Consider the following 21,411-nt stretch of genomic DNA (forward strand, 5'->3'; position numbering starts at 1 on the left):
CTTCAGCCGAGCCGGGTGATCGCGTAAGGCGTCATCACGAGATGGCCGCGGCCAAAAGCCGAAATGTCGACCGGCACTTCGTCCGCCGTCAGGTTCGCCAGCCACGCGATTGTCTTGCCCGAGGCGGAGCGCCCGGCCAGCGCCAGCACCTTGGTCTCATCGCTCGTCCTTGCCGACACATGCGCAAGGCCGGCCAGTTCGCAAAGCCCCTTGATGGCCCTGAAGAGCGGCCGGGGTGTTCCTTCCGCGACGGGTTCTCCAAATGACGCCAGCACGCCGAACGGTCCGGTGAAGCTGGAGAGCGTGAGCTGTTCCAGCCCAGCGGGCGCGATGCGCGCGGCATAGCCGATCGTCCATGCCGCCGCGAACTGGCCGGCATGGCGCGGGTCTCGGTCGGCCATGGCGATGCGCTGTCCCCCGGGATTGGGCTTGGTCGCGCCGCCATAGGGGTTCTGCCGCATGGCAATCGTCGATGGTCCGATCCGATAGGGTTTCGCCCCGAAGATCGCCCGCGCCGATTGGGTGATGAAAGGCAGCGCCTCCAGCGATTGCATGATGCTGAGATCGTCGGCGGCGTGAACGATCGGGCAAGTACAATGGGTGACGAAATCGAGCTGGTCCTCCGGCACGCGCTTGCGGTTGAGTTCGGTGAAATAGCTGAACATGCCGCCGCCGAGCCGGATGTCCGGAAAGGCGCGCCGCGCGGCCGCGTAAACGTTCTCGAGCGGCGGACAGTCCGGCCACGTGCTGCCCGGCGGTGTCGACTGCCGGTCGACCGAAGGCGACACGGCAATGGCCGAGAGTTTTAGCCCGGCCTCGCGCACCAGGCCGGCGACACCTGACATCTCGGCGTCGAGATCGCCAGCGCAGGCAACGACGCATTCGAGGGTCGTTTCGGCTGCGTAGGCAGTTGCCAGTCGGGCGAAAGCGCGCAAGGCGTCGAGCCCGTGGCCACGCGTCGGATCGTAGTGAAACAGCAGCTGTTGTGGGCCGAGTGCCGCCAGCGTGGAGAGGTTCGCCAGCGCCGTCTCGACATCCTCGGGATAGATGACCACGCCGACATCGGGCAGCCTTGGCCCGACCTCGCCGAGTCCAACGCGGACCGGTTCGCTGGTCACGGTGGCAGCCGGTGCTTTGCCTTCACCTGCGATGCGCAGGCTGATCGTCTGGCGCAGGGTTTGGCCGGCAGGCAGCACATACGGCCATGGCAGCGCCAGCGGCCGCACATAGGTCTTGTAGGATGCGTCAGACCAGTTGCGCTGGTCCTCCATTTCGAAAGTATCGCCTTCCATCCGGCATTCGGCGGTGACGCCAGGCCGAACCTGATGGGTGATGGCGCGGATATCCTTGAAAGGCTGCCAGGGGTCTATCAGTTCGGGAAGCTTTGTCGCCTCCACGCTGCCGTCCGTATGCTCGACCTTGACCGGGCTGCCGGCGAGGTCGGCGATAGGATGCAGGATGCAGAAGCCGCAGCGGTTGGTTTCGAAATCGCTTTCGGGAAGGGCGCTGACCTCGAAGGCCAGATGGCTATCGGCAGAGCCTTTGATGGTGGCGCGGAAGCCGAGCCGGCTTCCATCGGGGGCCAGGCAGCTTGCCGAATAGCTGACCGAAAAAGCGTCGGCCGCCTGGTTGATGATCAGGTCCGTCAAATTTGGCTCATAGGTGCCCCAGTCGCGGTCACGCACGATATAGGCGATGGCGCGCAGCACCTCGGTGCCGCCATGCCGGATGGTGCGCAGATTGCCGTTGACGAAGTCGGCGCTGAGCGCGCCTGCGCGTAGCCTGATTGGTTCGGCCTCGACGGCATGCGTTCCGTAGAGCAGGAATGCGTCGGCGGTCATTTAAGCAAGGCGTCGAGCTGCACCGGTTGCCGGCTCGCGGCACCGGTGTAAGCCGCCTCGACCAGTGCGAACGTCTTGAGATTGTCGGCGCCCGAGGTCGCCGGTTCGATTCCCTTCGCCAGGCAGTCTACCCAATGCTGCTGGATGGCGACGACGCTTTCCTGAATGTTATGCCAGGGCCGCGACGCCCATGGCAGCAGCGGCGGCGAGACGTCGGTGACGACCGTGCCGTTCTTGCCGGTGACGGTGAGCCGGTATCCCTGCGCCAGCCGGATCGTTCCGTCGCTGCCGTCGATCTCGATCAGCGTCTCGGGAAACGGCTCGGTGGCAAGCTTCGTCGCATAGCTGCAGTCGACCACGGAGGTCGCGCCGCTCTTGTGGTCCAGAAGCATCGTCGCCACATCCTCGCCCGCGATACTAGGATTGACGCGGGCGGTTCGCGACGTGATGGTCGAGACGTCGCCGAGCAGGAAGCGGGCGATATCGAGGATATGGATGCCGAGGTCCTCGATGATGAAGCGCTTTCCCGTCGCTAGATAGGGCTGGCCGGAAAACACGTCATAGCCGGAGCGGAAGGAGATGCGCCCGAAGAAAGACGTGCCGATCTCGCCGCTGTCGAGCACGGCGCGCACCGCCTGGATCGGCGACTGCCAGCGAAAATTCTCATGCACCATCAGCGGCACGCCGGCTTCCGCGCATGCCCCGACCATTGCCTTGGCGTCGGCGAGCGTCGGCGCGAACGGCTTTTGGCAGATCACCGGAACGCGATGAGCGGCCGCCATTTCGACAAGCGGACGATGGCTGGGCGCGGTGGTGGCGATGTCGACGAAGTCCAGGCTTTCGCCGGCAAAAAGTTCCGCCGCATCGGTATAGCGCTTCGCTATGCCGAACTGGTCGCCGACGATCTTGAGCCGTTCCGGGTCACGGTCGCAGATAGCAACGATCGAAGCGCCCGCAATGCCGCGCCAGGCGTGCATCTGGTTGACGGCAAAGAAGCCGCAGCCGATCAGCGCTCCACGCAACTCCGCCATGCTCAACCCGCCTTCGCCATCTGCATCAAGGTGACGCGCTGTTGAAGCCGGCGTTGTGCCTGGTCGACGACAACGGCGACGATGATGACGAGACCCTTGATCACCATTTGCCAGAACGAACTCACACCCATCATCACCAACCCGTCCGAAAGAATGCCGATGACGAAGGCGCCGACGATGGTGCCGCCGATCGTGCCGCGCCCGCCCGACATCGAGGTACCGCCGAGCACCGCCGCCGCAATGGCGTTGAGCTCGAAACTTTCGCCTGTTGCCGGATGCGAGGCCATCAGCTCGGACGAGATGATCAGGCCGACGATCGCCGCGCAGAAACCGGAGAACATATAGACGAACATCTTCACCATGTTGACACGGACGCCCGAAATCCGCGACGCCCGTTCATTGCCGCCGACGGCGAAGATATGGCGGCCGAGCGGTGTGTATTTGGCGAGATAGGCGGCTCCCAGTGCAACGACGATCAGGATCCAGATCGCCACCGGCAGGCCAAGCAGCCGGCCTGCACCGAGGAAACCGAAACCGGTGGTGCCAAGCTCCGGCTTGCCGACGAGGTTGGGAAAGGTGCGGCCATCCGACGACAGCAGCGCCAGGCCGCGCGCGACATAGAGCACGCCAAGCGTGGCGATGAACGGCGCGACGTTCAGCCGGGTGATCAGCAAGCCGTTGACGGCGCCGATCAATATGCCGACGGCAAGCGTGATCAGCGCGATCTCGAAGACGTTGAAATAGATGGTGTAGCCGATCTGCAGGTCGATGCCATTGAGCACGAGATAGCCGGCCACCATGCCGCACAGGCCGACGATCGAGCCGACCGAAAGGTCGATGCCGCCGGTGATGATGACGAAGGTCATGCCCATCGCCAGGAACGCGTTCAGCGCCACGTGCTTCGACATCAGGATCAGATTGGCGGTCGACAGGAAATTCGGCGCCGCGATCGAGAAGAAGATCAGCACGGCGATAAGCGCGATGAAGGTCCTGAGCTTCATCAGCGTCAACAGCACGGAGCCGCTGGAAGCGGAATGAGCGGCCGCCTTGGCTGGGATGTCAGTCATGGGCGGTGCTCTCCGTGTGTGGGACCGGTCCGTGGCCAAGCGCGGATGCAGCCACGAGTGCCGCCTCCGTCGCCTCGGCACGGTCGAACATGCCGGTCAGTTTTCCGTTGCTCATCACCGCGATGCGGTCGGACAGCGCCATCACCTCATCGAGGTCGGAGGTGGCGAACAAAATCCCCAAACCGTCGCGGGACAGTTTGCGCATGGTGCGGAAGACGTCGGCCTTGGCGCCGACATCGATGCCTCGGCTGGGCTCGTCCATCAGCAGCACCTTGGGTTCGGTGAGCAGCGCCTTGCCGATCACCACTTTCTGCTGGTTGCCGCCCGACAGCGACGACACCTCCTGCGCAGGATCGGCGACCTTGATCGCCAGCTCCCGCACCATCTGCGTCACCGCCTGCCTTTCGCCGGCGCCACGGATATGGAACAGGCGGGCAAAGCGCGATAGGCTGGCCAGCGTCAAATTGCTGGCGACCGAGAGGATCGAGACCAGCCCTTCGCGCTGACGGTCTTCGGGGATCAATGCCAGGCCACGCCGGATGCGCCGCGTCGTATCGCGCTCCTTGACCTTTATACCGCCAATGAAGATCTCACCCGTCGAATGGCCGTGGCGGCCCATGATGCAGTCGAACAGTTCGCTGCGACCGGCGCCCATCAGGCCGTAGATGCCGAGGATCTCGCCGGCACGCAGCGACAACGAGACATGGTCGACGGCAAGTCCGCCGGTGGCGCGGGGCAGGCAGATCTCCTCGGCACGAAAAATCTCTTCTCCCGGAAGATGGCCGTCGGCCTTGGCGAAGTCCTTGGCATCGGAGCCGATCATCTGGCGAACGATCCACTGCGTGTCGACGTTCTTCATCTCCTCATGGCCGGTGATGCGGCCGTCCCGCAGCACGGTGATGTAGTCGCCGATGCGGATCAGCTCTTCCAGCCGGTGCGAGATGTAGACGATGGCGACGCCGCGCGCCTTGAGGTCGGCGATCACCTTGAACAGGATTTCGACCTCCGCCGCGCTCAGCGCCGAGGTCGGCTCATCCATGATCAGGATGCGCGCGTCGAGCGAGACCGCCTTGGCGATCTCGACCAGCTGCTGCTGACCGATGCGCAGATCCTCGACCAGCATATCGGGCCGGATGCCGGCTTGCAGGCGTTCCAGAAATTCCGCAGCGCGGTTTTCCTGTTGCTCGCGGTCGATCTTGCCGAAGCGGTTGGTGATCTCCCGGGTGGCGAAAATATTCTCGGCGACGCTCATGTTGCCGAACAGGTTCAACTCCTGGAACACCATGCCGATGCCACGGTTCACCGCATCGCCGGATGACGAGAAGGAAACCTCTTCGCCTTCCAGCAGGATGCGGCCGGCGGTCGGCCGTTCCACACCGGCGATGATCTTCATCAGCGTCGACTTGCCGGCGCCGTTTTCACCGACCAGCACGTTGACCGCGCCCTTGCGCACCTCGAAATTGGCGCGCTTGACCGCAACGGTGCCGGAATAGACCTTGGAGACGTCCTCGAGCTTCAGGATGATTTCGCGCTCTGCTGTCGCGCTCATGGCTTCGGCCCGATCTCTGCCTCCGCCGGCGTCACCAGCGGCAGGTCCTGGCCGTTGCCCAGCGTATAGGCACCCAGCACTTTGGCACTGCGGCCTTCCAGCGCCTCGCGCGGCAGCTTGGACAGCACCGTCTTGTCGGTGTAGCTGTTGAACGCCTTGCCGAACTGGGCGAAGTCGATCTGGTTGGTGAAGTCGTTGAACTGGATGAAGTCCAGGCTGTCGCGCAGCGCGGTGCCGCGCACCGCCGGTCCGATCTGCACCCGTGCATCGGCCTTGCCGTCGCCGTCGACATCGACGTCGACGGTTGCCGCCCGCGACTGCGTGTTGGCCGCGACGATCTTGCCTTCCAGGCGAACCGCGAAAGTCCAAGGCGAATTCGCCTGCTTGTTCGGATTGCCGTATTTGGCGCCGGCAGCCGATGGATCGGTTGTCGCCAGGGTGTGAACCTGCGCAAACGGTCCGGCTTTCTGCTGGAGATAGGGCACGACCTTTGCCGCCCATGTCTCTTCGACCATCTTGTCTGGATTGAAGGCGGGAGCGTTGTCTCCGGCTTCCGATTTCGTAGGCAGGATCTTGCAGGCGGTCAGGCTGATGCCGACCATCACGGTAAGGATCGGCCAGTTCGGCTTGGTGTTCAGCATGGCGGCCTGTCGTTCAGCATCGTGGGCGACCCACGGAAAATGGCGGCGAGGGGCGAAAACCGATTTTCGCCCCTCGCTATTGAAATCACGCTGGCTCAGTTCGTCAGCGCGAAGGTCTCCAGCTTGGCGGCATTGTCGCCATTGATCAGAACGCAGTCCATCAACTGCTTTTCCTTGGCCGGCGACTTCTTGTTCTTGATGAAGTCGTTGGCCTGCTCGACCGCCCTCTGCGCCTGCGCGAAGGCCGGCTGCAGCACGGTTGCCTTGATACCGCCCGACGTGATGGAGTCCCGTACGTCGTTCGATCCGTCGAAGCCGACGACGATGACGTCCTTGCGGTTCGCCGCGGCAAGTGCCGCATAGGCGCCCATCGCCATCGTGTCGTTGCCGGAGATCACACCCTTGATGTCGGGGTTGGCCTGAAGGATCGATTCCATCTTGGAATAGGCTTCCGTCTGGCTCCAGTTGGCCGACTGCTGGGCGACCATCTTCAGGTCCGTATAGTCGTCGATTACGTCGTGATAACCCTTGGAGCGAATGCCTGCATTGGTGTCGGATTCCTTGCCGACCAGTTCGACGAAATTGCCCTTCTCGCCCATCAGCTTGACGAACTCCTGCGCGCCGAGCTGGGCACCCTGGTAGTTGTTGGACACGATCTGCGCCACGGCGACGCCGGTGGCGTTGATCTCGCGGTCGATCAGGAAGGACGGAATGCCTGCGTCCTTGGCCTTCTGCACGGCGGCGACGGTGGCGTCGGCGCCTGCATTGTCGAGGATGATCGCCTTGGCGCCACGGCCGATCGCGGTGTCGATCAGCTCGGACTGCTTGTTGGCGTCGTCGTCATGGACCAGCACCAGCGCTTCGTAGCCGAGTTCCTTGGCTTTGGCTTCGGCGCCGACGGCTTCCGCCTTGAAGAACGGATTGTCGTGCGAGGGCGTGATAATGGCGATGAGATCCGCCGCGTAGGCGGGCACTGCCGTGCCAAGCGCCAGCATGCCGGCGAAAGCCGCAAGCGTCATTCTGCGTGTGAGTTTCATGAAGTCCTCCCGTTTGAAAAAATTGCCTTGATCGGCCAATGGCTTTGTCTGCATCCGAATTCGTCAGGCAGCGCGGGCCGCGGATCGCTTGGGTCAAAAAACCGTTGCCGGCTTACCCAAGACGGATCGTTGCTCCCCAGCCCTCCTCCACTCGCCCAGGCATCCTGCTCCCTGCGAAACCTTGTCGATCCGAGCCATGAACAGCTAAGCCAACTGGTATGATGAGTCAACCACAAATTCAGGTGACATGTACCTGATGAGCTACCAAAACCGAGGGTCGGCAATGACATGCCGGGCCCTCGAGGTGCTGCGTCAAGCACCTGTCTTCTCTCAGGTGATCCGCTGAATGCTGGCGGCGATCTCTTCCGGTTCGAACACCCGCTTCCAGTCGTCACGCATCAGCACCGGCTTGCCGAACTCGATCGCCTTGTTGCAGGCGTCCGAGAAAACGCCCTTGGTCTCGCCGAAAATGACGGCGCCGAGCACGTTCATATGGCCGAGCAGGAAGTCGAGTGCCGCCTGCTGGTCGACGCCGCGCGCCACGACCTCGTCGACGGCTTCTTTCATGACCACCAGCAACGAGGCGCACACCGTCTCCGAAAGGCCAGGCTCGAGCAGCGCCATCTGTTCGACGCTGACGCGGTGCGAACGCATCACCGGCGCCCATATGATCTTCGCGATCGCCTCGCCCTTGGCGTAGTCCTCTTCCGGCCCCTGCATCAGGGCGCTGACCATATGCTGCTTGGCCTTCACGCCGCCGAAATAATCCTTCTTCGCGGCCATGTCCGTCTCGTCATTGAAGATCGGCGGATGGCAGGGGTGGGTGACGAAATAGGTGAGGTCCGCCCGCTTCGGCAGATGGCCGGCAAAGGGTGCTGCCGCGTCGAGCACCACCACCATCGTGCCTGATACCAGCTTGCTCTCGATGCTGGCCGCTACCTTGCCGATATGCGTGTCTGGGACGGCCAGGATCACCACATCGGCGTCCTTGAGCGCCTCGTCGGCACTGACCGTATCGAAACCCAGTCCGGTCTTCAGCCGTTCGCGGCCGGCATCGCTGACTTCGACATGGCGTATCGTGTAGGGCGACCCGCGAAAATTGGTCGACAGGCGGTAGCCCATTTTTCCGCCAGCCCCGAACAGCGCAATCGTTGTCATCTGGTCACTACTCCATCTCAGCCGACGGTATCGCCCGTCGTCTACTTATCAACTGGTATAATCACGCTACCAGATTTTGGCAATCGATAATGACCGTGCGCGCAGGGTCATGCGTTTGCGGCGTAATCGCCTGCCGCCCAGCAAGCTCCAGCACGAAGATGACAATGATGTTTCGCCCACGAACTGCTCCGTGAACAGAACCTTGGATGGCGCGCTCAGGGGATACGATCAGCCCGAAGAAGCCCGCACTGGCCGTTAAATGCGCATTGGCGCTCTGCCATCACCAGGGATGAGCCGGCATGTGATAGGCGGTCGGAGACTGGGTCGGGCGCTACTTCAAAAGATCGACCAGCACGTCGAAAGCGGCGTCGATGTCGGCGCGGACCGCGGCCCTGACGGCTTCCGCGTCCCGGTTTCTCAATGCCGCGAACATCGCCTGATGGTGTTCGTTGGCGGTCGAGTAGTTTCCTGAATCGTGCAGCATGTTGAAGTAGGGGCTGATCTGCAGCCACAGGTTCTCGATGATGTTGAGCATGTTCTCGGAACCGGCTGCCCGATAGATCGAGAAATGAAAGGCGTAGTTGGCGCGCAGGTAGGATTTGACGTCGCCGGCGGCATTGGCCTGTTCGAGCGCATCCAGATGCTGGCGCAACTGCGCCACGGCCTGGTCGCCCATACGCTCCGCAGCCCATGCGGCCGCGATCGCCTCGATCTCGAACCGGACATTCCTGAGGTCGACGAGGCGTGCGCGGCTTAATGCCGGAATGCCGATCGACCGACCTGAAACCACCATCAGCGCGTTGGCGGCCGTCAGGCGCCGCAACGCTTCCCTGACCGGCATCGGGCTGACGCCAAAAGCATCGGCAAGGCTCTGAACCGTGACCATCTCGCCCGGCACGATGCTACCGTCGAGGATCAGTTCGGTGACATGGCGATAGACCCTGTCCTGCAGGGTTTCCCTGGACAGGGGTGCGATCTCGACCCCCGGCTTTCTGAACGCCGATCCAGCCATCTCCCGTCAACCTTCCCGCCCAAGGGCGACGCTACCTGCATCCGGAATGCAAGGTTCAAGGTGCCGCGTCAAGCGCCCACGGGCGCCCGTTTTGATATTAAGCGATTTCATCATTGATCTTTGATCAAATCATGTTACGGTCGTCGGCATCGAATGGCAAGGGTTACGTTTTGTGCCCTTGGGAGGCATTCGATCGTTCTGTTTGGGAGGAGTTCACATGGGTATCGGATCGAAAGTCCGGCGGCTCGCGCTGCTGGCCGGCATGGCTGCATGCGCCTTCGGCCTGTCCGCCGCGCAGGCAGCCGAGAAGCACAAGATCTTTCTCAGCATGAGCTACATAGGCAATGATTGGCAAGCGGAGGCGGCCAACATGGTCAAGGCCATGGCCGCCCACAAGAGCCTGGCCGACAAGGTCGACCTGCAGGTCCAGGTCGCTGGCCCCAACGCGCAACGCCAGATTCAGCAGATCAACGCAATGGTGCAAAGCGGCGCCGAGGCCATCGTCGTATATCCGATCTCGCCGACCGCGCTCAACCAGGTCGTCAAGAATGCCTGCGACAAGGGCGTGAAGGTCTTTGCCTACGACGCCGAGATCACCGAGCCTTGTGCCTACAACGTCCACATCGACCAGCTGGAAGCCGGCAGGGTGACCGCCGAATGGCTGGTCAAGAAGCTCAACGGCAAGGGCAACATCATCGCCATCACGGGTGTCCCGGGAACATCCGTCGACGATCAGCGGACAAAAGCCGCCAAGGAAGTCTTCGCCAAATATCCTGATATCAAGATCGTCGGCGAGGCTGTCGGCATGTGGAGCCAGGCGGTCGCCCGCACCGAACTTTCGAAAATCCTGGCCACCCGCAATTGGGACGACATCAACGGGCTGTGGATGCAGGTCGGCTGCTTCACCGCCAACTCGATGCAGCTCGAGGCCGGCAAGAAGACAAGCGAACTCCTGCCTTGCGCCGGCGAAGGTTCCAATGGCGGCCGCATCCAGATGCTGCCGGAGGGCACCGAAGTCGAAGGTGCGGCCGCCCCTTACGCGCCGGCCGGCGCACAACGCATTTCCTACGCCTCGCCGCCTTATTCGGGTGCGCTGGCGCTGAAGCTTGCCGTCGAGGCGATCGAAGGCAAGGACGTGCCGAAGACCACCATCCTGCCGCTGCCGCTCGTCACCAATGAGACGATCAAGCTGTGCGACGAAGGCACATGGGCGGAGATGAAGGCCGGCTGCAACGCCTTCAAGCCGTCGCTGGTCTCCAATCCGGGCTGGTTTGCCTCGATCTTCTCGGACCAGACACCCGAGGTCGGCCTCGCGGCTGCCCTCGTCGGACAACCGGAAGAATAAGCCTCCCAAGGCGATCTTGACGATGCGCGGACATTTTCTGTCCGTGCATCGTCGGTCCATGCCAAGCCCGGCGATCGAGGACAATGACAGAACATTCCGAGCTTCCCGCCATCGAGATCGACGGCATCAGCAAGGCGTTCGGCCCGACCGTCGCGCTGGACGGCGTGTCGTTTCGGATCGCGCCCGGCAGCGTCCATGCCCTGCTCGGTGAAAACGGAGCCGGCAAGTCGACACTTGTGAAGCTGCTGTCCGGGCTGGTCCGGCCGAGCCAAGGCCATGTCCGCGTCTTTGGCAAGGAGATCGCTTACGGCGCACCGCGCGCGGCACATGCGCTCGGCATGCAGACCGCGTTCCAGGAGATGACCCTGGTGCGCGATCTCTCCGTCCTCGACAACATGCTGCTGCCCTATGCTCCCGTCGGCGTCTCCGGCCTGATCCGGCGCAGCGCTGCCCGCAAGGCTGTCCGCCGCCACATCGACGATCTCGGTTTTTCCGTCGATCTCGACGCCGAGGTGAGCGAACTCGAGCTTTCGGTGCGCCAGAAGATCGAGATCGCGCGTGCCGTCTACCGCAAGCCGCGCATCCTGCTGCTCGACGAACCGACCTCGACGCTCGCCGGCCGCGACGTCGACTGGCTGGGCGACATCATCGCCAGGCTGAAGGCGGCGGGCACCACCATCGTCTTCATCACCCACCGCATGCGCGAGGTTCGCGCTTTTTGCGAGACGTTGACGATCCTGAGAAACGGCCGCCACATCGTCACCGCGCCGGTTGCCGATGTCTCTGACGCCGACGTCATCGAAAAGATCATCGGCCGCAGCATCGAGCAGACCTTCCCGCCCAAGCCCGACAGTGCCCAGGCCTTCGGCCCGCCGGTTCTGGGCGTGCGCGACCTGAAGGTCGGGCGCAAGCTCGACGGTGCCGGATTCGACTTGCGCAAAGGCGAGATCCTCGGCGTCGCCGGACTGCAGGGCATGGGCCAGCAGGATCTGTTCCTGGCCTGCTTCGGCATGGCCGAAATCACCCGCGGCGACATCCTCGTCGATGGCCGCAAGGTCTGGCTGGGATCGCCCGCCGATGCCGTGCTCCCCAACATGGCGATCGGCCTGGTGCCGGAAGACCGCAAATCCGAAGGCCTGTTCCTGAAACTGTCGGGAAGCCAGAACGCCACGCTGCCCGTGATATCGCGCTTCACACGGCTAGGCCTTGTCGACGCGCAAGCCGAGACCCGCTCCGTCGAGGCGGCGTTCGCCACTGTCGAAGTCGATGATCGTGCGCTGTGGACGCGGGCCGCCGCATTTTCCGGCGGCAATCAGCAGAAGATCGCCATCGCAAAATGGCTGGTGGCGCAGAGCCGCATCCTGCTTTTGTTCGATCCCACCCGCGGCATCGACGTCGGCACCAAGCACGAGCTCTATGTGATGATGCGAAACTACGTCGCCGCCGGCGGCTCGATCCTGCTGCACTCGACGGAGATCCCCGAACTTGTCCACCAGTGCGACCGGGTCCTGGTCCTCTACGACGGGCGCATCGTAGCCGAGCTCGCAGGCGACGCCATCACCGAGCCGGCCATCATGCGCCCGGCGCTCGGCGATGCCGGGGAAGCCGCCGCATGAGCAGCACGGCAGCCTCATCCCCTGTTTCCGGTGGCTTCGGGCTGCGCCGCGCGCTGATGCGCAATCGCGGCGCTCTGATCGCCGCGGTCGTCCTGGCCATCCTGCTTTTCATCGTCGACTGGATCAGCGCCGGGCCGCTGACCTATTTCGATGTGTCGTTCCTGTCGAGCGGCGGCACAACCTCGGCGCTCGCGGCGATCGGCCAGACCATCGTGATCCTGTCGGGCGGCTTCGACCTGTCCGCCGGCGCGGTGATATCGCTGGTCAATGCCGTGCTGGCATCGAGCATGGACCCAATGGCGCCAGGCGCCAGCATCATCTTGTGGACCGCCGTCGGCATCGGCGTCGGCATGGCCGTGGGCGCCTTCAACGGCTTCTTCATCGCTGTGCTGCGCATGCAGCCCATCGTGGTGACGCTGTCCACCATGTTCATCCTGCAAGGCGTGACGCTGCTGGTGATGGACAAGCCCGGCGGCTTCGTGTCGCCCGATCTCGGTACCTTCTATCTTGGCGACGCGATCGCCGGCTGGCTGCCGATGCCGCTGGTGGTGATCGGCGTCGTCCTGCTCGCCTGGTTCTGGCTGAAGGGAACCCGCTTCGGCACAGCACTTTATGCGGTCGGCAGCGATGCGGAGTCGGCCGCTTCCGTCGGCATCAATGTCGTGCTGGTGCGCTTTGCCGTCTATGTCATCGCCGGCGGCTGCTATGGCCTTGCCGGCGTCTTCATCAGCGCCCAGACCGGCAGCGGCGATCCGCTGGTCGGCAATCCGCTGCTGTTGTCGATGTTCGCGGCGGTCGTCGTCGGCGGCACGCGCCTCGGCGGCGGGCAGGGCGGCCCGGTGGGCTCTGTCTTTGGCGCCTTTATCCTGATGATCGTGGTGAACATCCTGCTGGTGCTCAACGTATCGGCCTATTATGCGACCATCGCCGAAGGCACCATTCTGGTGCTGGCAGCACTTGCCGGCTCCATCTCGCACGCATCGGTGCTTGCCGTGCAGTTGCGCGCCGCGCGTGCCCGGCTCGCCGCCTGGCGCGCCGGCATACTGCCCTCGCAACTCGAGCGCGTGGACCGGCGTCTCAAGACCGCCGAACCAGCCCATGCCCAGCGCAGTCCGGCATCGCCGCACCCTGCCTTCCATCTGCGCAACGCGGAAACGCTGCGCTATGCGCTGCCCGCCTATGTCTGCCTGCTGCTCATCGTGGTCGTCACGCAGGTCTGGCTCGGCCGCGCCATCCTCAATCCGGGGTACTGGAATTCGCTGCTGGTGCTGTCGTCGTTCCTAGCCGTCCTGGCGCTCGGGCAGGGAACCGTCATTCTGACCGGGGGCCTCGACCTCTCCGTGCCGTGGACGATCGGCATCTCCGGCATCATCCTGGCAGGCATGGTCAACGGCTCCGACGCCGCCCTTGTCTACGCCTTGCCGGTCGTCCTGGTGATGGCCTGCGCCATCGGCTTTGCCAATGGTTTCGGCATCGTCTATCTCGGCATCTCGCCGATCGTCATGACGCTCGCCACCAACGGCATTCTGCAAGGCTGTGCGCTGCTCTATTCGCAGGGAACGCCGGCCGGGTTTTCCTCGCCGATGCTGCGCTGGGTCATGACGGCCAAGCTTGCCGGCCTGCTGACCCCAATCGTCCTGCTGATGGTCGTCTTTGTCGTCGCGGCGGTACTGCTGCTTGGCCGCACGCCGTTCGGACGACGCGTCTACGGCATCGGCAATGGGCTGCGCGCGGCGCGGTTGTCGGGCATCGGCGTCGAGCGCACGCTGATCCTGGTCTATATGCTTTCGGCCGTCTGCGCGGCTGTTGTCGGCATCATGCTGACCGGCTTTTCGGGTCAGGCAAGCCTTGGCATGGGCGACGACTATCTGTTGCCGTCGATCGCCGTGGTGGTGGTCGGCGGCGCGCTGATCACCGGCGGACGCGGCCACTATCTCGGCATGCTCGGCGGCGTGTTGTTGCTGACGGCACTGCAGATGCTGCTCGCCGGCACCACGCTTCCCTATGCCACGAGGGCAATTCTTTACGGACTGGTCGTTCTGGGCGCCGTCATGGCGTTGCGCGAACGGCGGCTGCAATGAAAAGGACAGGACCATGAGCACAAGGGCGCCGGCATCGGCGGACGAATTTCTGACCGGGCTGAAAGGCCAGCGCGTGCTGGTGACGGCAGGCGCCGGCGGCATCGGTTTTGCCATAGCCGACACACTGTCACGCCTCGGTGCCCGCATCGTCGTCTGCGACGTTTCCGACGAGGCGCTGGCCGCTGCTCCCGGCAAGATCGATCTGGTCGCCGCTGTGAAGGCGGATGTTTCGCGCGACGATGACGTCGACCGGCTGTTCGAGGCGGTCGAGAAAGAACTCGGCGGGCTCGACGCGCTGATCAACAATGCCGGCATTGCCGGGCCGACCGGCGGTGTCGACGAAATCGACCCGGCCGACTGGCGGCGCTGCATCGACATCTGCCTGACTGGCCAGTTCCTGTGCGCCCGGCGCGCCGTGCCGCTGATCAAGGCGGCGGGCGGCGGCTCGATCGTCTCGATGTCGTCGGCCGCCGGCCGCCATGGCTACGCCTTCCGCACACCCTATTCGGCGGCCAAGTTCGGTGTCATCGGTTTCACGCAGAGTCTCGCCAAGGAGCTCGGGCCGCACGCTATCAGGGTCAACGCCATCCTGCCCGGCATCATCGAAGGGCCGCGCATCGAAGGTGTTATCTCGGCGCGCGCCAAGCAGGTCGGTATCAGCCACGAGGAAATGACCGGACGCTATCTGCAGAATATCTCGCTGCGCCGCATGACCAGCCCCTATGATGTCGCATCGATGGTCGCCTTCCTGCTCTCCGATGCGGGGATCAACATTTCCGGCCAGTCGCTCGGCGTCGACGGCAATGTCGAAACACTTTGAGGAGCCGATCCATGGCCAATGTCGCAATTGTCGGAAGCGGGTTCATCGGGCGGGCCTGGGCGATCAGCTTCGCCCGTGCCGGCCATGACGTGCGGATGTGGGATCAGTCGCCCGCTGCGACCGGCGGCGCCCGCGACTACATTGCCGGCGTGCTCGGTGACCTTGCCGCAAACGACCTGCTGCGCGGTCAGTCCGTCGACACTGTGCTTGGCCGGATCACCATTGTCGCGGAGCTGGCAAAGGCGCTGGCGGGTGCGGTCCATATCCAGGAGAACACGCCTGAAAACCTCGAGGTGAAGCGGGAGGTATTCTCGCTGATCGACACGCTTGCCGATCCGCGGACAGTCATCGCCAGTTCCACCTCGGCGCTGTTGCCGTCGAAATTCACCGACCATCTGCAAGGACGGCATCGCTGTCTGGTCGTGCACCCGATCAATCCGCCCTATCTCATTCCGGCGGCCGAAATCGTGCCGGCGCCATGGACGTCCGCCGAGACGGTCGAGAGAACCTGCGCCTTCCTCATCGACGCCGGTCATGCGCCCCTGGTGATGAAGCGCGAGCTCGACGGCTTCATCATGAACCGCCTGCAAGGCGCATTGCTTGAGGAGGCTTTCCGGCTTGTCGCCGACGGCTACGCCAGCGTCGAGGATGTCGATATCGGTATCCGTGACGGACTGGCGCTGCGCTGGTCGTTCATGGGTCCGTTCGAGACCATCGATCTCAATGCACCTGGCGGCGTGCGCGACTATGTCGAGCGTTATCAGTCGATCTATTCGAACATTTTCCCGCAGATGCTGCGGCGCGTCGACTGGGCGGGCGAGGTGATGAAAACCGTCGAAGCCGACCGCCGCGAGCGCCTGCCACGCGAAAACCTCGGCGAACGGCAGGTATGGCGCGATCGTCGGCTGATGGCGCTGGCGGCACACAAGAAAAAATCGGACCAGGAGTACGGACAATGATCGAAACGAGCCGCAAGCCAAGTGCTGCGCAGACCAGGGGCAAGGTCATCATCACCTGCGCGGTGACGGGCGCCATCCACACGCCGACCATGTCGCCCTATCTGCCGATCACGCCTGACCAGATCGCTTCTGAGGCGATCGCGGCTGCCGAAGCCGGTGCCGCAATCCTGCATCTGCATGCGCGAGATCCGGAAACCGGCAAGCCCGACCAGACGCCGGAGGCCTTCGCTCGCTTCCTGCCGCGCGTCAAGCAAGGCACCAACGCCGCCATCAACATCACCACCGGTGGCAGCCCGTACATGAAGGTCGAGGAGCGCGTGCGCCCGGCCGCCAAGTTCAAACCGGAAGTCGCCTCGCTCAACATGGGCTCGATCAATTTCGGGCTCTATCACCTCGCCGACAAATACGAGACCTTAAAGTTCGACTGGGAAAAGCCGCATCTGGAAGCGACCCGCGACCTCGTCTTTCGCAACTCGTTCAAGGACATCGAGTACATTCTGGCGACCTGCTACGACAACGGCACGCGCTTCGAGTTCGAGTGCTACGACATCGCCCATCTCTACAACCTCTCTCACTTCGCCGACCGCGGGCTGGTGAAGCCGCCTTTCTTCGTGCAGTCGGTGTTCGGGCTGCTTGGCGGCATCGGCACGCACCCGGAAGACGTCGCCCATATGAAGCGCACCGCCGACCGGCTGTTCGGCGACCAGTTCCGCTGGTCGGTCCTCGGCGCCGGCGCCAGCCAGCTGCGCATCGCCGCGCAATCGGCCGCACTTGGCGGCAACATCCGCGTCGGGCTGGAGGACAGTCTCTGGGCGGGCAAGGGCAAGCTTGCCAAATCGAACGCCGAACAGGTCTTGCTGGCACGCAAGATCATCGAGGGGCTCGGCATGGAGGTGGCGACGCCCGACGAGGCGCGCGAAATCCTGTCATTGAAGGGCGGCGACAAGGTCGCTTTCTAAATCGTTGCGTGGCGCCAATTCCGAGGAGGACGGCATGAAGATCGAAGTCGTGGTGGACGTGAAGACCACACTGGGCGAAGGACCGCTGTGGGACGTCGAACAGGAACGACTCTACTGGATCGACAGCTTCGACGGGCGCGTGTTTCGGGCGACCGCCGACGGACGCGAGATCCGGTCATGGGACGTGCCGATGAAGATCGGCTCAATGGCGCTACGCAAGGACGGTAGCGGCGCCGTGGTGTCGCTGCAGCGCGGTTTCCATCTGCTCGATTTCGCCTCCGGCGATGTGACGCTGATCCACGATCCCGAGCCGGACAGGCCAATGAACCGGCTCAACGACGGCAAGGTCGACCGGCGCGGCCGCTTCTTCGCCGGCTCGATGGACACGATGGAAGAGGGGCCGTCCGGCGGTCTCTACAGGCTGGATCCGGATTTCTCCGTCACCCGGATCGATTCCGGCATCATCTGTTCCAACGGTCCATGCTGGAGCCCCGACGACCGCACCTTCTATTTCGCCGACACCTGGACCGGCGAGATATGGGCCTACGACTACGACATCGCCACCGGTGCCGCCACCAACAGGCGTACCTTCGTGCGCGTCGACACCAGCCGGGGCGGTGCGGCGGACGGCTCGACCGTCGATGCCGAGGGCTATCTGTGGAATGCGCTGGTCTATGACGGAAGACTGGTGCGCTATGCGCCCGATGGCAGCATCGATCGCATCATCGACATGCCGGTCAAGAAGATCACCAGCGTCATGTTCGGCGGACCGAAGCTAGATATCCTTTACGTCACCTCGATGGCCAAGCCGCCGTTGCCGCGTTTTCCCGGCGACGGCGTTTTGCGCGGCAGCCTGTTCGCCATCACGGGCCTTGGCGTCAAAGGCGTTGCGGAGCCCCGCTTCGGCAGCTGACGCCAGACAAGCGAAGCGCCCGTAGCATACGCGGATCAGGCCTTCGCGCAGGCATCCCAATGAGCGGTCAACGGATCATTGGCCAAACAGGTCCGGGCGAGCCACGTTGAGCCGTTGCACCGTGCGCAGCACTTCGCGCAGATGCGCCGCCATACGCGCGCCTGCCTGCTTTGCCTCGCCGGTCTCCACGGCCTCGAAGATCGCCACATGCTGAGCGAGCAGCGTTTCGAGGTGACCCGGCTCGGGCAGGCTCAGATAGCGCACACGGTCCATCTGCAGCTTGACCACTTGGATCACCCGCCAGCTCTTGGGCAGGCCGGCCTCTTCGCAAAGGCTACGATGGAAGCCCTCGTCGAGCTCAAGAAACAGCTCGCGGTCGCCCTCGGCCACTGCCTTGGCCTGCTGGGCAAGATTCACCCTGCCTGCCGCGATGAAGGCGCTCGAACCGTGTCCGGCCAGCTTCTGCACGACGGAGACCTCGAGTGCCTCGCGAATGAACTGCGCTTCCTCGACGTCACTTAGCCGGATCGGCGCGACGAAGCTGCCGCGTTGCGGCAGGATGTCGATCAGCCCTTCATCGGCAAGCCGGATCAGCGCCTCGCGCACGGGTGTCCGGCTGACACCGAGCTGCTGGGCTAGGTCCTGTTCGCTGAGCGCTTCCGACGGCAACATCGCCAGCGTCGTGATGGCGCGGCGCAGGCGCTCGTAGATCTGCGGTGAGATCGGCATGCGATTGTTGACCGGCTCCAGCACCCGCGAGGGTTCGCGCTGACCGGCGGTTTTCAGCCTGGCAGCACTGCCTGAAAATCTGGTCGCCCCCGAAAGCTTGGTCCCCATGACGAATCCGTTGCTGTGAATGGCGCTGCACTGCTCCGGTCATGACACCGCGCACGTCCCAACTCAAGCGGCAAGCAGGATTGAAGCTGTGTTGACATACTACCATGGTAGTGTGTATGACGCCAGCAGGCTAGGGGAGAGGAGCCGGCATGAAGATCACGGACATCAAGGCGACCACCATCACCGTTCCGCTGGAAGCAGCATTGCGGCACAGCAACGGTACGCATTGGGGACGCTTTGTCCGCACCGTGGTCGAGGTCGAGACCGACGAAGGCATTGTTGGGCTCGGCGAGATGGGCGGTGGTGGCGCCGGCGCCGAACTCGCTTTCGCCGGCCTGAAATCCTACCTGGTCGGCCATGACCCTTTCGATCTCAACCGGATGCGCTACGCCATCTGCAATCCGACGGCGTCGCTCTACAACAACCGCACGCAGCTGCACGCAGCGCTGGAATTCGCCTGTCTCGACATCATCGGCAAGAAGCTCGGCGTGCCGGTCTACCAATTGCTTGGCGGGCGCGTGCGCGACCGGATCGGCTTCGCCTCCTATCTGTTCTTCCGTTATGCCGACCGCCGCAGCGGCAAGGGCGAAGTCCGCACCATCGATCAATTGCTCGAGCATGCCCGCGCGCTCAAGGCCGAACATGGTTTTCACGCCCACAAGCTCAAGGCCGGCGTGTTTCACCCCGACTATGAGTTGGAATGTTTCAGGGCGCTCGCCGCCGAATTTCCTGCCGATACGCTGCGCTACGATCCGAACGCAGCCCTGTCAGTCGAAGAGGCGCTGCGTTTCGGCCAAGCCATCTCCGATCTCAGGAACGACTATTTCGAGGACCCGACCTGGGGCCTGGCCGGCATGCGCCGCTTGCGCGAGAAGCTCTCCATCCCGCTGGCCACCAACACCATCGTCATCGATTTCGAACAGCTCGCCACCAATGTGCGCGACCCTGCGGTTGACGTGATCCTGCTCGACACCACCTTCTGGGGCGGCATCCGCGCCTGCGTGCGCGCGGCGCAGATCTGCGACACGTTCGGTCTCGGTATTGCGGTGCATTCCTCTGGCGAACTCGGCATCCAGCTCGCCACCATGCTGCATCTTGGCGCAGTGCTGCCCAACCTCGTCTTCACCGCCGACGCGCATTATCACCACCTTGCCGACGACATCATCGTCGGCGGCAAGATGCTCTACGAGAATGGTGCGATCGCGGTGCCGGAGGCACCGGGCCTCGGCGTCGAACTCGATCGTGACAAACTCGCCACCTATGCCGAACTCTATCGCTCGCTGGGCGGCTATGCCTACGACCGCGATCCCGGCCGTCCGGGCTGGTATCCGCTGCTGCCCAACACTAATTTCGCCGACCATTTGAACGATGCCGTGCCTGATCTCGGGCTGGGCTGACATTTTCCGTTCGAAAGGATCGTCGGGAGGACGCTATGACTTTCAACCGGAGGAGAACAACAATGAGCAAGACCACAGCCTTATTCATTGCAGCCATGCTCGGCTGCACCAGCTTTGCAGCGCTGGACGCGCGCGCCTATGAAGGCGTCGCCAAGGGCGACACTTCGGCCAAGAAGATCGCCTTCAGCAATTCCTACGCCGGCAATTCCTTCCGCCAGGTGATGATCAAGAGCTTCGAGGAAATGGGCGCCAAGGCCGTGGCCGACAAGCAGATCGCCGCAACAGCCGTCGTCAGCTCGAACAATTCGGTGACCGAACAGGCGAGCCAGATCGAGAACCTGATCCTGCAGGGCTACGATGCGATCATCGTCCTTGCCGGCTCCGACACCGCACTCAATGGCGCCATCAAGGATGCCTGCAATGCCGGTATCACGGTCGTCGCCTTCGCCAGCGGCGTCACCGAGCCTTGCGCCTATGTCGTCGACTACAACCTCGATTCCTATGCCAAGGCCGAACTGGATTTCATCTCCAGCAAGCTCGGCGACAAGCCGGCCAACATCCTCGAGATCCGCGGTATGGCCGGCGACGGTTTCGACAAGCGCCTGCATGAGGGCGTCGAGAAGGCGATGAAGGCGCACGCCAGCTACAAGGCTGTCGGCGAGGTCTATGGTCAGTGGACGGCCACCGTGGCACAAAAGGAAGTGTCGGGCATCCTGCCGTCGTTGCCTCAGGTCGATGCGGTGCTGACGCAGGGCGGCGACGGCTATGGCGCGGCGCAGGCATTCAAGGCCGCCAGCCGGCCGCTGCCGATCATCATCATGGGCAACCGCCAGGACGAATTGGCGCTGTGGAAGCAGGAGCATGATGCCGGCGGCTACGAAACCTTCTCGCTGGGCGCCACGCCCAGCGTCTCGCAGGTCGCGTTCTGGGTCGCGCAGCAGATCCTGGCCGGCAAGCAGGTGCCGAAATTCGTCGAGGTGCCGCTCCTGCAGATCAATCAGCCTGACCTCGACGCCTGGCTGAAGACGGTTCCCGCAGGCGGCGTGGTCAATGCCGAATACCCGCAGGAGCTGGTGGCCAAGATCATCGACGCCAACGTGAAGAAGGAGCCTCTGCCGGGCGTTCCCGCGCCGAAATGAGCAGCATGG

Annotated in this window: 18 protein-coding genes; 9 read left to right on the forward strand and 9 right to left on the reverse strand. The window is 63.5% G+C overall.

Features of this window, described 5'->3' with window-relative positions:
* Positions 1-2 precede the first annotated feature (2 nt).
* The 8 genes from apnL to NKH95_RS02120 all read right to left on the reverse strand — a co-directional run bounded on the left by apnL (position 3) and on the right by NKH95_RS02120 (position 9,336).
* A complete protein-coding gene (apnL, locus tag NKH95_RS02085; RefSeq protein ID WP_352609305.1) occupies positions 3-1,841 on the reverse strand; it encodes a D-apionate lactonase in 1,839 nt (612 codons plus the stop codon).
* On the reverse strand, positions 1,838-2,872 hold the full coding sequence (locus tag NKH95_RS02090; RefSeq protein ID WP_352609306.1) for a Gfo/Idh/MocA family protein: 1,035 nt from the start codon (positions 2,870-2,872) through the stop codon (positions 1,838-1,840). The genes apnL and NKH95_RS02090 overlap by 4 nt, the downstream gene beginning before the upstream one ends.
* 2 nt (positions 2,873-2,874) lie before the next feature.
* Positions 2,875-3,939, reverse strand: a complete 1,065-nt coding sequence (locus NKH95_RS02095) for an ABC transporter permease (protein ID WP_023808896.1) — start codon at positions 3,937-3,939, stop codon at positions 2,875-2,877.
* Complete coding sequence (locus NKH95_RS02100) at positions 3,932-5,488, reverse strand: sugar ABC transporter ATP-binding protein (RefSeq protein ID WP_352890897.1); 1,557 nt, start codon at positions 5,486-5,488, stop codon at positions 3,932-3,934. Before NKH95_RS02100 ends, NKH95_RS02095 begins: the two co-directional genes overlap by 8 nt.
* A complete protein-coding gene (locus NKH95_RS02105; protein ID WP_128302331.1) occupies positions 5,485-6,129 on the reverse strand; it encodes a DUF2291 family protein in 645 nt (214 codons plus the stop codon). The genes NKH95_RS02100 and NKH95_RS02105 overlap by 4 nt, the downstream gene beginning before the upstream one ends.
* A gap of 95 nt (positions 6,130-6,224) precedes the next feature.
* Entirely contained in the window at positions 6,225-7,166 is a 942-nt protein-coding gene (locus tag NKH95_RS02110; RefSeq protein WP_352890899.1) for a D-ribose ABC transporter substrate-binding protein, read from the reverse strand.
* A gap of 330 nt (positions 7,167-7,496) precedes the next feature.
* Entirely contained in the window at positions 7,497-8,324 is an 828-nt protein-coding gene (locus tag NKH95_RS02115) for a phosphogluconate dehydrogenase C-terminal domain-containing protein (protein WP_352890901.1), read from the reverse strand.
* A gap of 331 nt (positions 8,325-8,655) precedes the next feature.
* Complete coding sequence (locus NKH95_RS02120) at positions 8,656-9,336, reverse strand: GntR family transcriptional regulator (RefSeq protein ID WP_128302334.1); 681 nt, start codon at positions 9,334-9,336, stop codon at positions 8,656-8,658.
* Between the two features lie 217 nt (positions 9,337-9,553).
* Between NKH95_RS02120 and NKH95_RS02125 the strand changes: the two genes are divergently transcribed.
* From NKH95_RS02125 to NKH95_RS02155, 7 genes are all read left to right on the forward strand, one after another.
* Positions 9,554-10,681 (forward strand): sugar ABC transporter substrate-binding protein, encoded by a 1,128-nt coding sequence (locus tag NKH95_RS02125; RefSeq protein WP_128302335.1) that lies wholly within the window; start codon positions 9,554-9,556, stop codon positions 10,679-10,681.
* Positions 10,682-10,764: 83 nt separating this feature from the next.
* Positions 10,765-12,297, forward strand: a complete 1,533-nt coding sequence (locus NKH95_RS02130) for a sugar ABC transporter ATP-binding protein (RefSeq protein ID WP_352792719.1) — start codon at positions 10,765-10,767, stop codon at positions 12,295-12,297.
* Positions 12,294-14,378, forward strand: a complete 2,085-nt coding sequence (locus tag NKH95_RS02135; RefSeq protein ID WP_352795286.1) for an ABC transporter permease — start codon at positions 12,294-12,296, stop codon at positions 14,376-14,378. Before NKH95_RS02130 ends, NKH95_RS02135 begins: the two co-directional genes overlap by 4 nt.
* A 13-nt stretch (positions 14,379-14,391) precedes the next feature.
* Entirely contained in the window at positions 14,392-15,198 is an 807-nt protein-coding gene (locus NKH95_RS02140) for an SDR family oxidoreductase (RefSeq protein WP_023808888.1), read from the forward strand.
* An 11-nt stretch (positions 15,199-15,209) separates the two neighbouring features.
* A complete protein-coding gene (locus NKH95_RS02145) occupies positions 15,210-16,157 on the forward strand; it encodes a 3-hydroxyacyl-CoA dehydrogenase (RefSeq protein ID WP_023808887.1) in 948 nt (315 codons plus the stop codon).
* Positions 16,154-17,116 carry a 3,5-dioxohexanoate:acetyl-CoA acetone transferase gene (gene kce / locus NKH95_RS02150; protein ID WP_352890904.1) on the forward strand — a complete coding sequence of 321 codons (963 nt, stop codon included), beginning with the start codon at positions 16,154-16,156 and terminating at the stop codon, positions 17,114-17,116. The genes NKH95_RS02145 and kce overlap by 4 nt, the downstream gene beginning before the upstream one ends.
* A gap of 34 nt (positions 17,117-17,150) precedes the next feature.
* The gene (locus NKH95_RS02155) at positions 17,151-18,029 is read left to right on the forward strand and encodes an SMP-30/gluconolactonase/LRE family protein (protein ID WP_023808885.1); all 879 of its coding nucleotides are present in this window, start codon (positions 17,151-17,153) and stop codon (positions 18,027-18,029) included.
* Between the two features lie 75 nt (positions 18,030-18,104).
* On the opposite strand, the gene NKH95_RS02160 is transcribed toward NKH95_RS02155, so the two are convergent.
* Positions 18,105-18,866 carry a GntR family transcriptional regulator gene (locus NKH95_RS02160; RefSeq protein WP_128302340.1) on the reverse strand — a complete coding sequence of 254 codons (762 nt, stop codon included), beginning with the start codon at positions 18,864-18,866 and terminating at the stop codon, positions 18,105-18,107.
* A gap of 149 nt (positions 18,867-19,015) precedes the next feature.
* Here NKH95_RS02160 and NKH95_RS02165 point away from each other — a divergent pair, with 149 nt between their 5' ends.
* Entirely contained in the window at positions 19,016-20,263 is a 1,248-nt protein-coding gene (locus NKH95_RS02165) for an enolase C-terminal domain-like protein (protein ID WP_023808883.1), read from the forward strand.
* A gap of 62 nt (positions 20,264-20,325) precedes the next feature.
* Positions 20,326-21,402 carry an ABC transporter substrate-binding protein gene (locus tag NKH95_RS02170; protein WP_023808882.1) on the forward strand — a complete coding sequence of 359 codons (1,077 nt, stop codon included), beginning with the start codon at positions 20,326-20,328 and terminating at the stop codon, positions 21,400-21,402.
* Positions 21,403-21,411 lie beyond the last annotated feature (9 nt).

This window comes from Mesorhizobium sp. M0848, from assembly GCF_040319805.1.
In the GTDB taxonomy this organism is placed as follows: domain Bacteria; phylum Pseudomonadota; class Alphaproteobacteria; order Rhizobiales; family Rhizobiaceae; genus Mesorhizobium.

Bases quoted from the DNA above. Each gene is read 5' to 3' on its own strand.
- apnL (WP_352609305.1), bottom strand. From the start codon at position 1,841: ATGACCGCCGACGCATTCCTGCTCTACGGAACGCATGCCGTCGAGGCC.
- NKH95_RS02090 (WP_352609306.1), bottom strand. From the start codon at position 2,872: ATGGCGGAGTTGCGTGGAGCGCTGATCGGCTGCGGCTTCTTTGCCGTC.
- NKH95_RS02095 (WP_023808896.1), bottom strand. From the start codon at position 3,939: ATGACTGACATCCCAGCCAAGGCGGCCGCTCATTCCGCTTCCAGCGGC.
- NKH95_RS02100 (WP_352890897.1), bottom strand. From the start codon at position 5,488: ATGAGCGCGACAGCAGAGCGCGAAATCATCCTGAAGCTCGAGGACGTC.
- NKH95_RS02105 (WP_128302331.1), bottom strand. From the start codon at position 6,129: ATGCTGAACACCAAGCCGAACTGGCCGATCCTTACCGTGATGGTCGGC.
- NKH95_RS02110 (WP_352890899.1), bottom strand. From the start codon at position 7,166: ATGAAACTCACACGCAGAATGACGCTTGCGGCTTTCGCCGGCATGCTG.
- NKH95_RS02115 (WP_352890901.1), bottom strand. From the start codon at position 8,324: ATGACAACGATTGCGCTGTTCGGGGCTGGCGGAAAAATGGGCTACCGC.
- NKH95_RS02120 (WP_128302334.1), bottom strand. From the start codon at position 9,336: ATGGCTGGATCGGCGTTCAGAAAGCCGGGGGTCGAGATCGCACCCCTG.
- NKH95_RS02125 (WP_128302335.1), top strand. From the start codon at position 9,554: ATGGGTATCGGATCGAAAGTCCGGCGGCTCGCGCTGCTGGCCGGCATG.
- NKH95_RS02130 (WP_352792719.1), top strand. From the start codon at position 10,765: ATGACAGAACATTCCGAGCTTCCCGCCATCGAGATCGACGGCATCAGC.
- NKH95_RS02135 (WP_352795286.1), top strand. From the start codon at position 12,294: ATGAGCAGCACGGCAGCCTCATCCCCTGTTTCCGGTGGCTTCGGGCTG.
- NKH95_RS02140 (WP_023808888.1), top strand. From the start codon at position 14,392: ATGAGCACAAGGGCGCCGGCATCGGCGGACGAATTTCTGACCGGGCTG.
- NKH95_RS02145 (WP_023808887.1), top strand. From the start codon at position 15,210: ATGGCCAATGTCGCAATTGTCGGAAGCGGGTTCATCGGGCGGGCCTGG.
- kce (WP_352890904.1), top strand. From the start codon at position 16,154: ATGATCGAAACGAGCCGCAAGCCAAGTGCTGCGCAGACCAGGGGCAAG.
- NKH95_RS02155 (WP_023808885.1), top strand. From the start codon at position 17,151: ATGAAGATCGAAGTCGTGGTGGACGTGAAGACCACACTGGGCGAAGGA.
- NKH95_RS02160 (WP_128302340.1), bottom strand. From the start codon at position 18,866: ATGGGGACCAAGCTTTCGGGGGCGACCAGATTTTCAGGCAGTGCTGCC.
- NKH95_RS02165 (WP_023808883.1), top strand. From the start codon at position 19,016: ATGAAGATCACGGACATCAAGGCGACCACCATCACCGTTCCGCTGGAA.
- NKH95_RS02170 (WP_023808882.1), top strand. From the start codon at position 20,326: ATGAGCAAGACCACAGCCTTATTCATTGCAGCCATGCTCGGCTGCACC.